Source organism: Streptomyces sp. A01, assembly GCF_059026195.1.
Map to the genome: position 1 here is coordinate 91,864 of NZ_JBWLKN010000016.1, position 15,419 is coordinate 107,282.

General features: G+C 73.4%; 9 protein-coding genes and 1 pseudogene. 2 read left to right on the forward strand and 8 right to left on the reverse strand.

The features are described from left to right. Nucleotides 1-70 precede the first annotated feature (70 nt). Together AC5P1B_RS22220 and pulA are read left to right on the forward strand one after the other, a co-directional pair. Nucleotides 71-1,495: pseudogene (locus AC5P1B_RS22220) on the forward strand (alpha-amylase); the annotation flags it as partial. Nucleotides 1,496-1,677: 182 nt separating this feature from the next. After that, on the forward strand, nucleotides 1,678-4,425 hold the full coding sequence (pulA, locus tag AC5P1B_RS22225; protein ID WP_493889103.1) for a pullulanase-type alpha-1,6-glucosidase: 2,748 nt from the start codon (nucleotides 1,678-1,680) through the stop codon (nucleotides 4,423-4,425). Between the two features lie 114 nt (nucleotides 4,426-4,539). On the opposite strand, the gene AC5P1B_RS22230 is transcribed toward pulA, so the two are convergent. The 8 genes from AC5P1B_RS22230 to AC5P1B_RS22265 form a co-directional block, all read right to left on the reverse strand. Further along, nucleotides 4,540-4,785 (reverse strand): DUF7848 domain-containing protein, encoded by a 246-nt coding sequence (locus AC5P1B_RS22230; protein ID WP_493889104.1) that lies wholly within the window; start codon nucleotides 4,783-4,785, stop codon nucleotides 4,540-4,542. Then, the gene (locus AC5P1B_RS22235) at nucleotides 4,782-5,150 is read right to left on the reverse strand and encodes a hypothetical protein (protein ID WP_493889105.1); all 369 of its coding nucleotides are present in this window, start codon (nucleotides 5,148-5,150) and stop codon (nucleotides 4,782-4,784) included. Before AC5P1B_RS22235 ends, AC5P1B_RS22230 begins: the two co-directional genes overlap by 4 nt. Nucleotides 5,151-5,714: 564 nt before the next feature. Beyond that, nucleotides 5,715-6,599: a DUF4253 domain-containing protein gene (locus tag AC5P1B_RS22240; protein WP_493889106.1), complete on the reverse strand. Its 885-nt coding sequence runs from the start codon at nucleotides 6,597-6,599 to the stop codon at nucleotides 5,715-5,717. Between the two features lie 186 nt (nucleotides 6,600-6,785). Further along, the gene (locus tag AC5P1B_RS22245; protein WP_493889107.1) at nucleotides 6,786-7,508 is read right to left on the reverse strand and encodes a TetR/AcrR family transcriptional regulator; all 723 of its coding nucleotides are present in this window, start codon (nucleotides 7,506-7,508) and stop codon (nucleotides 6,786-6,788) included. 158 nt (nucleotides 7,509-7,666) lie between these two features. Further along, nucleotides 7,667-8,767 carry a PDR/VanB family oxidoreductase gene (locus tag AC5P1B_RS22250; RefSeq protein ID WP_493889108.1) on the reverse strand — a complete coding sequence of 367 codons (1,101 nt, stop codon included), beginning with the start codon at nucleotides 8,765-8,767 and terminating at the stop codon, nucleotides 7,667-7,669. A 1-nt stretch (nucleotide 8,768) separates the two neighbouring features. Next, complete coding sequence (locus AC5P1B_RS22255; RefSeq protein ID WP_493889109.1) at nucleotides 8,769-9,695, reverse strand: metal-dependent hydrolase; 927 nt, start codon at nucleotides 9,693-9,695, stop codon at nucleotides 8,769-8,771. A gap of 258 nt (nucleotides 9,696-9,953) precedes the next feature. Next, entirely contained in the window at nucleotides 9,954-11,942 is a 1,989-nt protein-coding gene (locus tag AC5P1B_RS22260; RefSeq protein WP_493889110.1) for a hypothetical protein, read from the reverse strand. 229 nt (nucleotides 11,943-12,171) lie between these two features. After that, nucleotides 12,172-15,369, reverse strand: coding sequence for an alpha-N-acetylglucosaminidase (locus AC5P1B_RS22265; protein ID WP_493889111.1), 3,198 nt, complete (start codon nucleotides 15,367-15,369; stop codon nucleotides 12,172-12,174). Between the last annotated feature and the right edge of the window lie 50 nt (nucleotides 15,370-15,419).

Below are 15,419 nucleotides of genomic sequence, written 5' to 3' on the forward strand. Positions count from 1 at the left end.
ACTTGCTGCGTTCTTGCGGCGCAGTGGTGGACGCCAGTGCCCCGCGCACCTCCCCCAACAGGAGGCCCCCATGCCCCGAACAGCCGGCGAAGTCAGCACAGTCAGGAGACCCACCGCCGCCGCCGTCGCCCTCGCGGCGGCCGCGGCGGCCGTGCTCGCCGCGCCCCCCACGGCGCAGGCTTCCCCACCGGGCGGGAAGGACGTCACCGCCGTCCTCTTCGAGTGGAGCTTCGACTCCGTCGCCAAGGAGTGCCGGCAGACCCTGGGCCCGGCCGGTTACGGCTACGTCCAGGTCTCGCCGCCCCAGGAACACATCCAGGGCGCCCAGTGGTGGACCTCGTACCAGCCCGTCAGCTACAAGATCGCGGGCCGCCTCGGTGACAGGACCGCCTTCGCCGCCATGGTGCGCGCCTGCCACGGCGCGGGCGTCAAGGTCGTCGCCGACGCGGTCATCAACCACATGTCGGCGGGCTCGGGCACCGGCACCGGCGGCTCGTCGTACACGAAGTACGACTACCCTGGGCACTACCAGGGCCAGGACATGGACGACTGCCGGGCACAGATCACCGACTACACCAACCGCGCCAACGTCCAGCAGTGCGAGCTGGTCGGCCTCGCGGACCTGGACACCGGCGAGGAGTACGTACGCTCCGAGATCGCCGAGTACCTCAACGACCTGCTCATCCTCGGCGTCGACGGCTTCCGGATCGACGCGGCCAAGCACATCCCGGCCGGGGACCTGACCGCCATCAAGGCCAAGCTGAACCGGCCGGACGCGTACTGGAAGCAGGAGGCGATCCACGGCGCGGGCGAGGCGGTTTCGCCCGACGAGTACACGGGCACCGGCGACGTCCAGGAGTTCCGCTACGCCCGCGACCTCAAGCGGGTCTTCCACCACGAGAACCTCGCCTACCTGAAGAACTACGGCGAAGGCTGGGGCTACCTCCCCAGCGGCCGGGCCGCCGTCTTCGTCGACAACCACGACACCGAGCGCGGCGGCGACACCCTCAGCTACAAGGACGGCGCCGCCTACACGCTGGCCAACGTCTTCATGCTGGCCTGGCCCTACGGCGCCCCCGACGTGCACTCCGGTTACGAGTTCAGCGACCGGGACGCGGGCCCGCCCGGCGGCGGCGACGTCAGCGCCTGCTACCGCGACAACTGGAAGTGCCAGCACAAGTGGCGCGAGATCGCCGGCATGGTCGGCTTCCGCAACACCGTACGCGGCACCGCCGCCACCCACTGGTGGGACAACGGCAACGACGCCATCGCCTTCGGCCGCGGCGACAAGGGCTTCGTCGCCATCAACCACGAGGGCGGCACCGTCTCGCGCACGTACCAGACCGGTCTTCCGGTGGGCACGTACTGCGACGTGCAGAGCGGCGCGCCCACCAGCGGCGGCTGCACCGGCAGGTCCTTCACGGTGGGCCCCACCGGGCAGTTCACGGCGTCGCTCGACGCGAACGTCGCCCTCGCCCTGCACGTGGGCGCGCGGGCGGGCAAGTGATGTGACCCCGGCCCGCGGCGCCGTCAGCCCGGCCGGGCTGACGGCGCCGCGGAGCCGGACGGGCCGCCCGGCTCCGCCGCAGGCCACCGGGCGGCCCACTCCTCCGCACCACTCCCGCACGCGCCCCCTCCCCTCCGCCCCCACCCCCCGACCTGTGAAGGAGATCTCCCGTGACTGGTGTGTCCGGACGCTCGCGCCGCGCCACGCGGCGCCGCACCGCCGCCCTGGTGGCCACCGTGCTCGTCGCGGCGGCGATACCGGCCTCGCAGTCCGCGTACGCCGCCCCGTCGCCCCGCCCCGCCGCCCGCGCGGCCCCCGACCTCACCAAGGCCGAGGCGCAGTGGATCGACGGCTCCACCGTGGTCTGGAAGGTCACGGCGACCAGCGCCACCACCGAGCAGCTCAGTTACGCGCCGGGCGGCGGCATCACCGCCGCCGACGGCCGCCTGACCGCCCCGGGAACCCGCCCCGCCGCCCTCGCCGACGACCAGCGGCTGCGGCTCATCCCGGCCGCGCTCACCCCGGACCAGCGGGCCAAGTACCCGCATCTGCGGGACTATCCGGCCTTCTCCGTCGACCCGCGCGACCGCGACCGGGCCCGTACGGCGCTACGGGGCCAGGTCGTCGCTGTCCAGCGGGACACGGACGGGACGCTGTTGTCGGCCACCGGCGTGCAGATCCCCGGCGCGCTGGACGACCTGTACGCCGCCGACGCCCGCCGCACCCGGCTCGGCCCCGTCTTCCGGGACGGCCGCACCACACTGTCCGTCTGGGCACCCACCGCCCGCACCGTCGCGCTCGAACTCGACGGCCGGAAGGTCCCCATGCGCCGCGCCGCCGACAGCGGTGTCTGGAGCGCCACAGGACCGGCGGGCTGGCGGGGCAAGCCCTACAGGTACGCCGTCACCGTCTGGGCCCCGGCCGTCCAGAAGGTCGTCACCAACCACGTCACCGACCCGTACTCCACCGCCCTGACCACCGACTCCCGGCGCAGTCTCGCCGTCGACCTCACCGACCCGGCCCTCGCGCCGCCGGGCTGGTCGCGGCTGCGCAAGCCGCGCGCCACCGCGCTGCGCGACGCGCAGATCCAGGAACTGCACATCCGCGACTTCTCCAGCGCCGACCGGAGCGCGGCCCACCCGGGGGAGTACCGCGCCTTCACCGACCGCGACTCCGACGGCATGCGGCACCTGCGACGGCTCGCCGAGGCCGGGACCTCCTACGTCCACCTCCTCCCGGCCTTCGACATCGGCACCGTCCCGGAGCGCGAGGCCGACCAGGCCGAGCCCGGCTGCGACCTCCCCGCGCTGCCCGCCGACTCCGACCAGCAGCAGGCGTGCGTCGGGAAGACCGCGGCCAAGGACGCGTACAACTGGGGTTACGACCCGCTGCACTACACCGTGCCGGAGGGCTCGTACGCGAGCGACCCGGAAGGCCCCCGGCGGACCCGCGAATTCCGGCAGATGGTCCAGGGACTGAACCGCACCGGCCTGCGCACGGTCATGGACGTCGTCTACAACCACACCGTCGCCAGCGGCCAGGACGAGAAGTCCGTCCTCGACCGGATCGTGCCCGGCTACTACCACCGGCTGCTCGCCGACGGCACCGTCGCCACCTCCACCTGCTGCGCGAACACCGCGCCCGAGCACGCCATGATGGACAAGCTGATCACCGACTCCGTGGTGACGTGGGCCCGCGACTACAAGGTCGACGGCTTCCGGTTCGACCTGATGGGACACCACCCGAAGGCCAACATCCTCGCCGTACGGAAGGCGCTGAACGCCCTGACCCCCGCCAAGGACGGCGTCGACGGCAAGGCGGTCGTCCTCTACGGCGAAGGCTGGGACTTCGGCGAGGTCGCCGGGAACGCCCGCTTCGAGCAGGCCACCCAGCGGAACATGGCGGGCACCGGCACCGCCACCTTCAGCGACCGGGCACGGGACGCGGTGCGCGGCGGCGGCCCCTTCGACGAGGACCCCCGCGTCCAGGGCTTCGCTTCCGGCCTGTTCACCGACCCGGGCGACAGCCCGGCGAACGGCACCCCCGCCGAGCAGAGGTCCCGGCTGCTGCACTACCAGGACCTGATCAAGGTCGGGCTGAGCGGCAACCTCGCCGACTACACCTTCACCGACACAGGCGGCAGCCGGGTCAAGGGCTCCGAGGTCGATTACAACGGCGCGCCCGCCGGATACGCCGCCGCGCCCGGCGACGCCCTCGCCTACGTGGACGCCCACGACAATGAGAGCCTGTACGACGCCCTCGCCTTCAAGCTGCCGCGCCGCACCCCGGCGGCCGACCGCGCCCGCCACCAGGTACTGGCCATGGCCACGGCCGCCCTGTCCCAGGGCCCGGCCCTCAGCCAGGCGGGCACGGACCTGCTCCGCTCCAAGTCCCTCGACCGCAACTCCTTCGACAGCGGCGACTGGTTCAACGCCATCCACTGGCGCTGCGAGGCCGGCAACGGCTTCGGCCGCGGCCTGCCGCCCGCCACCGACAACCAGCCCAAGTGGCGCTACGCCGCCCCCTTGCTGGCCGACCCGGCGCTCCGCCCCGGCTGCCCCGTGACCACCGACGCCTCGGCCGCCTACCGCGATCTGCTCACCATCCGCGGCACCGAAGCCGCCTTCAGCCAGCGCACGGCCTCCGACGTGCAGTCCGCGCTGTCCTTCCCGCTCTCCGGCAAGGACGAGACGCCCGGCGTCATCACCATGCGCCTCGGGGACCTGGTCGTCGTCTTCAACGCGACCCCGGACACCCAGCGGCAGACGCTCCGCGCGTCGTCCGGTGAGTCCTACGCCCTGCACCCGGTGCAGGCGGACGGCGCGGACGAGACGGTCAAACGCTCGTCGTACGAGGCGGCTTCGGGCACCTTCACGGTGCCGGGCCGCACGGTGGCGGTGTTCGAGGCGGCACGCTGACGCCGCCCGTGTTCGTGCCCGCGAGCGCTGGACGGGCTTGCTGCCCGGCCCGTCCGGCGCTCGCGGGGACAGCCGCGAAGGAGATCTGAGGCGCCCCCGGTTACGCCGACGACCTCACTCGGAGGCGTCCTGTCCCTCGCGCATCACCCGGGCGAAGTCGGTGACCACCCGGCGGAACAGGTCGTGCCCGGGATGGCGGCCGGTGTGCCGCAGGCACCAGTCCTGGGCGTCCTCCTGCCGCTCCTGGCCACCGGATTCCGCGTGGCAGCCGACGGCCATGCAGAACGCCTCGAACGTCACGGCGGCTTCGGGGGTCTGGCGGATGGTGTGGTGGACGAAACGCAACACGCTGGGGCTCATCCGAACGCCTCCGCCGGAAGCCGCGGACCTTCACTGCCGGTAGCCGCCGCGTCCGCGGTGTCCCGCGTATCTCGCGTATCCGGCGTGTCCTGCGTATCTCGCGTATCCGGTGCGGGTGGTGGGGTGCTCCGGCTCTCGGCGACCCGCAAGGCGTCGGCGAGGCACTCCGTCAGGCGCACGCACGCGTACCGCAGGACGTGGGCAGGGGGATCGGGGTCGGCCAGCACAGCGCGGACGTGTCCCAGCGTCTGCGCGGCCATGGTGAGCTGCACGTCTTCCATGTCGTCGGCCAGCCGCGCCAGTGGCTCACCCGAGCGCGAAGGCTCCAGATAACACGGCCCGCCCTCGGGCGTCGGCCACGGCAACAGCCGCGCGCGTCTGACTCCCGGTCTTCCGGCGCGCCGGAAAGTGCCCATACCGGGCCCCGGATCGGTCCACGTCCACGTAGCCTCGACCATGACTGCCTGCCTCTTTCAGGTGGTCCACGCCCCCGGGCCGGTCGCGCGGTCGCGGGGGTCTTTCCGTACCGCGCGTGGTGCCTGACCGTGCGGGGGCCTGACGGGCATGTGCACGCCGTACCCCGCGAGGGCTTCCGTTACTCGCCGCAACGATCCTGCGCCCGGCGGGCGTCCCGCCGCGTCGGCAGAACGGGTGTCGAGAGGGCGTCGCATACCTGGCGTCAACGAGGAGACCAGCCGGGCGACTTGACCGACTGAAACGTACGACGATCACGCTGCGCAACCGGCAACCGGCAACCGGCAACCGGCAACCGGCAACCGGCGCGCAGGGGCCGGCGCCTGGGGGCCGGGGCGCAGGGACCGGCGTCCGCAGCACGGCGTGCGGGCGGGGCCGCCTCTGCGGCAAGGCGGCAAGGCGGCAAGGCGTCAGAGCCGCCGCCGGGCGCGCGGCGGCTCCCGCCCGGTCACCCGCTAATCCCACCAGAACGACCAGTTGTGCTTGCCGATCAGGTGCTCCTTGGCGTACTCGACGAGCGTCTCGCTCTCCTGCCAGATGTTGTCCGGGCAGAAGGCGAAGTGCTCGGCCGCGAGCGGCAGCGCCTCCTCCAGGGTCTGCGGGGGAGTGGGCACCGAGAGGTGCAGGACGTCGAATTCCAGGGCCACCACGCGCACGCCGAAACGATCCTCCCAGGAGCGCAGCACGGCGGAGAACGGGGCGGCGTCGTTGTCGTAGTTGAGCGGGCCGAGCCAGCCGATGGCGGCCAGCGCGTCCGCGCCGCGACTGGCGGGGACCAGCGCTATCCGCGGAGCGGTCAGGATGTCGTACTCGACGAGCGCGGCGGCCACTTCCGCCGCCCGTTCATCCGGGTCCACCAGCGGCTCCCGGGCCTCCGCGAGGCCGGGCCAGTCCAGGCCGAAAGGGGCCAGCGTCAGCGCGTCGTCGTCCTCGGCCCTGCCGCTGTCAGCGGCGCCTCCGCCGGTGTCCTCGTCCTCCGGGGGCGCCGTGTTGTCCGCCCACCAGTCGGCCAGCAGCTCGGCGGCGTCGAAGTCCTCCGGGTCCGTGGCCATGTCCGGGCCGAGCTCGCTGTCCCAGGGGTGCTCTCCATCGCTCTCCCGCGTCCCGCCGAGCAGGACGGGATACAGACCCGCCGCCTTCAGCGCGGGCAGCAGCCGCTCCCAGGAGTCCTCCGTGGCGGGCTCTGTGGAGCGCCACAGCAGCGGCACATGCCACGGGCCGTCGGGAGTGAGGCGGTGCAATGTCCCCGGCGGCAGGTCGAAATCGAGGCCCAGGGAGCGGCCCGTGGGGTCGGAAGCCAGGGCGAAAAGCGGGTTTGGAGGCGTCGCGTGCGTGGTCACGAGGGTGACGCTACCGCCAGTGTCTGACAACTCAGCGTCGAACAGGCGTCGCACGGCGAACGTCACTGAACGATCACGTCACAGTGCGGGCGGGCGGCACGCGGCGGTGGCGGCACGCGGCGCTGGCGGCTCGGGGCGGATACGCGGCGGGACGCGACCGCGCCGCCTCAGCGCTGGGGGGCCGCCTCAGCCCTGGGGGGTCAGCGCGAACAGCCGGGCGACCAGGTCGGCGAACATGCCGTCCGGGGGTTCCTGTTCGAGAATCCGCCGCAGCAGTGCGGCCGTGTCCTCGTCGTACGCGCCGCTCACCGCCGTCAGCGCCGCGAAGTCGTGGACGAGCTGGCGCTCCAGCTCCGCGCGTGGCACCCGGCGGCCGTCCAGCCACAGCAGGGCCGTCGTCTCGGCGAGCGAGACCCAGGAGCGGACGACCAACTCGATCCGCGCGCTGGGGCGCTCGACTTCGAGGTGGGCGAGTATCTGCTCGTACGCGGCCTGCCGGACGTCGTCGATCATCGCGCTGGGGCTGCCAGGCTCCCGGGGTCGGCCGCCGCCGCTGACGGAGGCGGCGGGGCCGCCGCGCATCAGCGCCGAGAAGCCGGGCCCGTAGTCCTCGACGAAGTCGAAGAACCGTCCCATCACGCGCAGCAGCCGTTCGCCCAGCGGTCCTTCGTGCGGCTCGACGAACCGTGCGGTCAGCTCGTCTGCCGCGCGCCGCAGCGCCGCCTCGTACAGGCTCTGCTTGCCGGGGAAGTAGTGGTAGACCAACGGCCGTGAGATTCCGGCCCGCTCGGCGATCTCGTCGATGGAGACGTCGTCGGGGGAGCGGTGGCTGAACAGGTCGAGCGCCACCGTTATCAGCTGCTCGCGTCGCTGCTCAACGCCCATTCTGCGGCGCACGCCGTTTGCCATGCGGCCATCCTAGTTGGCGGCACGGCAGGGCGGACCGGGGCGGCGCTCGGTGAGCACGGGGGCCGGGGCGGCGCCTCAAGCCGTCCCGGCCCCCGTACGCGATGCGGCGGTGCCCCCTGGTGCCGGTGCTGCTCGTGACGGTGTTTCTCGGGCCCGCGCTAGAGGTCGAGCACGAGCCGGTCGCCGTGCACGCGCGAGACGCAGATCAGCATCTGGTCATCGCGCTCGGCGTCCGTCAGCAGCTCGTCGCGGTGGTCGATGTCGCCGGAGACCACCCGCTGGAGGCACGTGCCGCAGAAGCCCTGCGCGCAGGAGTACGCCAGGTCGGGCATGGCCTCGGCGCGGATAGCGTCCAGCACGCTGGTCCCGGCGGGGACGGTCACCGTCGCCCCCGTACGGCGCAGCTCGACCTCGAACCCGCCGTCCGCACCGGGACCCCGCCTGCCGCCGCCCGGCGCGAAGCGCTCCATGTGCAGGCCACCGCCGGGTGGTGCGGCCTCGCACAGCTCGGCGACCGCGTCCATCAGCCCGTCCGGGCCGCAGCAGTAGACCGCGGCTCCCTCCGGTGCCTCGGCGAGCGCACCCGCCAGATCGAGGAAACCCTGCTCGTCCTCCGGCACCAGGGTGACCTTCTCGGGGCCGCCGAGCTTCTCCACCTGGGTCACAAACGGCATGGTGGCCAGCGAACGCCCCCCGTACAGCAGCCGCCACGGCGCGCCGGACTCCTCCACGGCCCGCAGCATCGGCAGGATCGGGGTGATCCCGATGCCGCCCGCGACGAAGACGTAGCCGGGCGCTTCGACCAGCGGGAAGCGGTTGCGCGGCCCCCGGATCTGGATCTCCTCGCCCTCAAGCAGATGTTCGTGGACCTCGCGGGAGCCGCCCCTGCCGTCCTCGATCAGCCGGGTCGCGATGGTGTACGTGTCGCCGTCGGCCGGGTCGCCGCACAGTGAGTACTGCCGGACGGTGCCCGAGGGCAGCACCAGGTCGAGGTGGGCGCCGGGCTCCCACGCGGGGAGGCCGGTGCCCGCCAGCCGCAGCCGGACGACGCCCTCCGCCTCCTCGTGCCGCTCGGTGATCATCACGCTCAGGGTGGTGCCGAGCGCGGTCCGGCCCCGCCCCGATATGGGGTTCTCCAGGGCGGGCATCGGCCACAGCGGCGACTTCTCGACGCGGCGGCCCATGGCGCGCTTGACGAGCAGCGCGGCACCGGCGGCGACGAGGACGGTCCGGACGCGGGGCAGGGGCACGCGGGTCATGTCAGGCACCTCCGGTCGTGCGGGCGGGGGTCTTGGCCTCGGCGGCGGTCGCCGCGGGAGAACCGGCGAGATACGCCACGGCCTGAGCGGTGCTGCACTCCTGTGAGGGGTGGTAGCTCCGGCTCAGATAGGCCGGGATGGAACGGGCGACGGCCTTGCTGTGCGGCAGCACGCCCTCCCGCCCGGCCCGGAAGAACTCCCTGAAGCTGGCCTTGCCGTCCAGCAGCGTGGGGTCGTTCTCCATGAAGAAGCGGGTCCCGCGCTGCCACAGAAACACCAGCGCGGCGAACCCGGTCGCCCAGGTGCGGATGCGCCGCCGGTAGCTGCCGTCGACGTGCGTGAACAGGTCGAAGGCCACCGAGCGGTGCTCGACCTCCTCGGCCCCGTGCCAGCGCAGCAGGTCGAGCATCACCGGGTCGGAGCCCTTGCGGTCCAGGGCTTCGGCGTTCAGGACCCAGTCGCCGAGGAACGCGGTGTAGTGCTCGATCGCCGCGATCATCGCGACCCGCTCCATCAGCCACCACTCGCGTGCCTTGCCCGGCGGCAGCGTCCGGTCGCCCAGCAGCTTCTCGAAGAGCCAGTCGACCTGGGCGGTGTACGGGGTCGGATCGAGGCCGAGCTTCTTCAGGTGCGGCAGCACGTCGTCGTGGGCCTGGGAGTGCATGGCCTCCTGCCCGATGAACCCGAGGACGTCCTCGCGCAGCCGCTCATCACGGATGTACGGCAAGACCTGCTTGTAGACGTGCACGAACCAGCGTTCACCGGCCGGAAGCAGCAAGTGGAGCACGTTGATCGTGTGCGTGGTCGCGGGATCGCCGGGCACCCAGTGCAGGGGCGTACGCGACCAGTCGAAGGCGACGTTGCGAGCCTTGAGCGGTATGTACTCCGAGGCTACGGGGGCGGGCTGCGCCTTGGCCGTATTAGACATGCTGTCAATGTACTGGCGAGTAAGCCGCTGGCAACAGGTATGCGCGGACGACTTTTTCGCCACGCGCCGACAAGGCTCCACCCCACCGCGGCAGCGCGGGGCCGAGGGCTGGCCGCCGCCGGCCAGCCCTGGCACGGCGAGGGGGTGCCCCGTAAGGGGCGCGGGGAACCGCGTACCCAGCCACAACACACCCGCCACTCCGCGACGCACGGACAGAGACAGCCCCCAAGCACCATCGCACCATCCGCCGCACACGGCTCAGCGCAGAGCCGACAGCTGGCCGCCGTTCGCGAGCCGCGCCCGCAGCTCCGGCCGCTCGCCAGGCTTGGCGGGCTGAGCCAGGAGATTGCCCTCCACCTCGCCGTGCCTCCCGCCGCTCAGCGTGATCTTCGTGACCTGACGGCTGCCCGCCGCCAGCAGATACCACCGCTTGCCCGGCGACTTCCACAGCACACCCGCGAGCACCCGGGGCGCGCGCGGCCCGCACGCCGCTGAGTCCTCGGCGCGGGCGACGGCGGCACCGGGGGCGTACGGCTGCTTCGCGGGCGGCTGGAACTGGGCCAGCGTCCGCGCACCCGGGCCGCGCCAGGTCTCCGCCCTGGTGCACACCCACGTCGCGTTGCCCACCCCCTCGGGGAGCGGCTGCGTCGCGAACTCCCAGGAGTTCACGCTGCGCACCCCGCCGGCGCGCAGAGCGGGCAGATGGCAGGCCCCGCGCGCCCAGCTCGCCCGGGCCAGCGGGCCCGTCACGTCGCCCGCGCCGCGCGGCGGGCCGTACGTCAGCCGCGCGGGCGTCAGCTCGCCCAGATCCGTCACCAGCCGCGAGCCGAACTGGAGGGCGGGCCACGTCTCACAGTTCCTCGCCTCGGCGGGACTGCGCACCGGCACGGTCACACCCTTCGCGTCCCGGCGCAGCGGGCGTGCTTCCACGGTGGGCCGCAGCAGATCACGTACGGCCGCGGAACCCACCCAGGGAGCGGTCAGATAGCGGACGTTCCCGTCGGTCCGGCTGATGAGGAGCGCCGAGGCCGACGCCGCGTCGGCGGCGTCGGTGCGCGCCAGGTCGAGCGAGGCTTCGCCGCCCTCGCTGCCCTTGGGCTCCGCGTATCTGACCACCCGCAGCCCGTCGTACAGCAGCACCACAGCGGCCTGGTCGATGTCCCCCGCGTACAGCAGCTGGGCCGGACCGGCGGGCGGGCCCGGCTGGGTACCGGTCGTCGCCGACACCTGGACCGAGCCCCCGGGCCGTGCCCACACCGCGAGCGCGCGGCGCAGCAGGGCCCTGTCGCCGATCCGTTCGCCGCGCGCGGGCCAGGCGCCGAAACCGGCCCGGGTGGCACGCCGCCACGCGGCGGGCTCGGCTCGCGTCAGCCGTTCCGGGTCGAGCGCCGCCTCGGCCGCGGGGTTGCGCGCGTACGACGGAGCCGCCGCGCCGTCGGGACCCCATCCCTCCCCGGGCATGCCGAGCAGCGTGCCGCACACGACGATGGCGGCGGCCGCGGCGAGGGCCGCCCGCGTGTGCTGCCGCCGCCGCATCAGGTCGGTGGGCCGGGCCCGTAGCGCGCACGGGTCGAACTCGGGTGACTTCAGCAGCGAGTGGTCGGTGCTGCCCGCCGGGGTGCGCACCGTGTCCGCCTCGGCCAGCGCGGCACGCGGGTCCGCCACTCCGGCCGACTGGAGGACCTTGCGCACGTCACGGTCGTTCAGCGCCTCAAGCCCGCGCAGGACGTACGCGGCGCGGCCGGGGCCCGACAGCGCGCCCAGTGATCTCTCCAGGTCGAGCTCATCGCTCCCGCCCGCGCGCGGGAACAGCCGCAGCCCCCAGACCTGGGGCAGCAGCGGTGGCAACTGGCTGCGGCGCGGCAGCTCCCACCGGCGGCGCGGCCGTCCCGCTTCCAGCGCGGAGCGCAGCACCCGGAGCCGCACATACGCGTAACCGGAGCCGCTGTTCTCCTCCCCAGCGGTCCCGCCCGCCCCGCGCTGCCCCGGCATCCCGGCCGCGCCGGTGCCTCCCTCGCCCGCGTCGGTGCTGCCAAGACGGCCGCGCGGCAAGGCGCGCTGCGCGAGCGAGTGCGCGGTCATCACGCGCCGGGTACGGCCCAGGCTCGTCGGCAAGATGAGGTAGCCGAGCCGTACGAGCCGTGGGTAGTGCTCGACGATCGCTGCTTCGGCAAGTTCGACATCGACGGGGCCGTCGATGGTGCCGACGGACTCGGAGGGGGGCGCTGTCGCCTGCTGCTGTTCCACGGTCCGTTGAACGAGTGAAGGGGGGTGTTGGTCACCAGAGCCCGGCGGGGCGGCACCCCGCGCCCGGGCCGCGGGCCCGGGCGGGAGACGCGCGCCGCGGGCGGTGCCGGCGGGCGCGGGAGCGGCCCTTCTGCGGCGCCGCGCCCCCTCGCCATCGCCGGAAAGCGCCCGGACGGGCCGGGAATTGCCGGCCCGTCCGGGCGCTGGGGAAGCGGCCCGCCGCCGGCGGCTAACCCGCTGTCTTCCAGCCGCCGAACTCCACCGTGCCCCGCGCCCCGGTGCCCCCGTGGGTCGCGGTCATGAACAGCCCCGCGTCCTGGGTGACCGCCGCGCCGGGCACGGTGACCGTCGCGACCGTGCGCCAGGTGGCGCCGTCGTCCGTCGAACAGGCCCCGGTGTACGCGCCGGAGGACTCGCGCGTCAGCCGCAGCAGGACCGGGGCCTTGATGCCGGTGATCCGCTTGTACGCGTCCAGGGTGCCGTCGCCGTTGGTGTCGTAGGACAGCACGACACCGTTCGCTGGCGTGACCGACAGGTTCAGGAAACCGGGCGAGCCCGTCGTGGCGAGGGCGTTGCGTACGATGATGCCCGCGCGCGCCCAAGGGCCCGTGGCGGGCTGGCTGTCCACGCGTACGGTCACCGATCCGCCCGCCGTGAGCACGCCCTCGCGGTAGAGCGCGCCGAACTCCGCGGTGGCCCTCCACAGGTCCTGGCCCGCCCCGTTGATGGCGAACCGGTCGCCGAGCTGCCCGAAGACGGCGGCGTTGTTGGTGACCGTCTTCCAGCCCTGCTCCAGCGGACCGGCGACGAAGAGAGTGCCGTGGTGGACGGCCGTCACCCTGGGCTCGCCCTTCGGGCCGTACGCCGTGCTCAGTTCGTACGGCAGCGGCTTCAGCGGCTGCTCCAGCGGGGTGCTTGGCGCCGTGACCCGCCACCGGGCCTCGCCGCGCCCGCCCGGCTCCACGCCGGGCAGCGACACCGGACCCTGCGGCTGTGCGTCGAGACCGGTGAGCGTGAAGTCCACGCGGCCGGTCGCGCAGAGGCCGTTGACGTTGCGGAAGGCGGCGGTGACGACCGCGGTGCCGCCCGGCTCCGGCGCGGGGGGCTGGGCGGTGACTGTGACGGTGCCCTGGTACGGGGCCTTCGCCAGCACCTCACGCACCCGTCTGGCCGTGCGGTACGCGTCGCGGACCGGCCGCTCCGGATAGCTCTTGCGCTCCCGCGTCCACGGCTCCTCGATCGCGTACCAGTCGAAGGTCTTCGGCTCGCGGCCCTCGGCGAGGGCGTCCTCAAGCTCGTCGAGGAAGCGCTGCCACTGCGGCAGGTGGAAGTCGCCGATGAGGCCCTGCCAGTCGCGGTTGGCGTAGTTGGCGAGGCGGCCCGCGTCGGCGGTGGAACGATCCGCCCAGGTGGTGATCAGCGCCCGGGCGGTGTGCTCCAGCTGCGCCTCCTCCGCCTCACTGGACGCCATCCGCTTCGCGTCGGCCAGCCACGGCCCGAGCAGGAAGCGGCGGTGCGCCCCGGCCATCTCCTCGCTCAGCCCCATCAGCCTTAGCCACAGCCGGGACAGGGCACGGAAGGTCGTCAGGTCCTTGCGTTCGAAGGCGTCCTGGAGTTGCGGGAGCAACTGCCAGGAGCGGTTGGCCAGCGCCTGCCGCCCGAGGTCGGTCAGGTCGTGCCGGTAGGCGTCGGAGCCGCGCAGCGCGGGGCGGACGCCGAGCAGCGCGCCGAAGGCGGCGTCGAATCCGGCGGAGTCGAAGGCGGGGGTGTGCGTGGCGTAGTACGTGCCGGAGCGGGCGGTGAGGCTGGGCCGGGCGGCGAAGATCGAGTCGTGCGGGCGGCCGTCACGGCTGCTGATCTCGTACGTCGTCTCGCGCAGCGCGGCGAACGCCTCGCGGGCGCGGGCGTCCCTGCCTCCGTACCGCGCGTCCGCGTACCCGTCGAACCACTCCGCCCGGTCCACCGGATCGTCCCGCCACGCCAGCTCGCTGAACAGCTCGAAGGCGGCCGGGTCGCGCTCGGCGGACTCGGGCATGTACGCGGTGCCGGTCAGCTTGCTGCCGGGCTTGTCGCGCCAGGCGGTGAAACGATCCGCCCACATATGGGTCTTGGCGCCGATCGTGGTGCGCCCACCGAAGTTCGGGATGGTGCCGAAGGCGTACGGGGTGCCGCCCCAGTCCCGTTCCCTGTCGGTGACCGTCTCCAGGTCCGAGAGCCCGTCGACGACCAGCATCCGGTCCCGGTGCTCGACGGCGTCCAGAAGCTCCCTGCGGGGGTTCTCCTGCCAGCCGAGAATCATCCAGGTGGCGCCGGGCCGCGCGGTCTGCAAAGCGCTCTCCACGGCGCGGGCCGCCGCGGGCACCGGGACGTCCCCGGCGTTGCCCCCCTCGTGCAGGAGGTCCATCTTGAACCCTTCGGCCGGGCCGAACAGCTCCTCCTGGTAGCGGTAGAAGGCGGCGGCGACGTCGGCGAAGACGGGGGTGCGCGGGTCCAGCCAGTCCGGGCGGGGCAGCCCGTTCCAGGTGCCCTGCTCGATGGTGCGGCCGCCGGGGTTGCGCTCGGCGAAACCGGCGGGGACGGTGCCGAAGTAGCCGGGGAAGATGGGCGACATGCCCAGCTCACGCAGCCGGTCGGCGATGCGGCGGCCCAGCGCGACGCGCTTGGCGAGCAGTTCGGGGCTGACCGGGCCGCCGTACTCGCTCATGTTCTGCAGCATCCACCACGGCTGGTGGGAGGGCGCGGGCAGCCAGGTCCGCAGCTCGGCGTCGGTATAGCCGAAGTCCTGGAGCAGCCGGTGGTAGACGGCCTCCTGACCGGCGGTGACCAGCACCTCGTTGCAGCCGTGCAGGGCCAGGACGTCGATCAGCCGCTCCCAGCGCCCCCAGTCGGCGTACGGCGCGGTGTAGCCGTCATGGGTGTCGTTGAACGCGAAGCGGTGCGGCAGCGCGGTGGAGCGGCGCACCTCACGGCGGCCGGGCGACGGCAGCTTGTCCGGCAGGTCGAGCTGGCTGCCGGACCAGGAGATATGCGCCTGGCACACGTACTTGAGGTACCAGTGCACCCCGGTCAGCTGCGCGGCCGGGCTGGTGCCCGCCACCACGATCCGGCCCGCCGACCCGGTGACGGTCCACCGGTCGGGTCCGCCGCTGCCGCCGCCTCCGCCATGTGTCGCGCCGTGCGCGCCGCCGCCCCCTGCGCCCCCTCCGTCTGCGAGCGGGATCAGCCGGAACTGCCTGGCGTGGTCGGGCAGCAGCCTGTTCAGGGCGGCGCGCGCGGGCGCGCTGCTGAACGGCTCGCTCGCGGCCTTCTCGTCGGCGGCTGAGCGTGGCGCCCCGATGGCGGCCTCGGTGCCGTGTGCTGCCAGGGCGGCTCCGATGCCGATGGCTCCGGCGGTGCCCAGGACGGTGCGTCTGGTCAGGTCACTCACGTATGCCCCCACGACTCGGCAGGATCAACAGACACATGCGAGGGGCACGG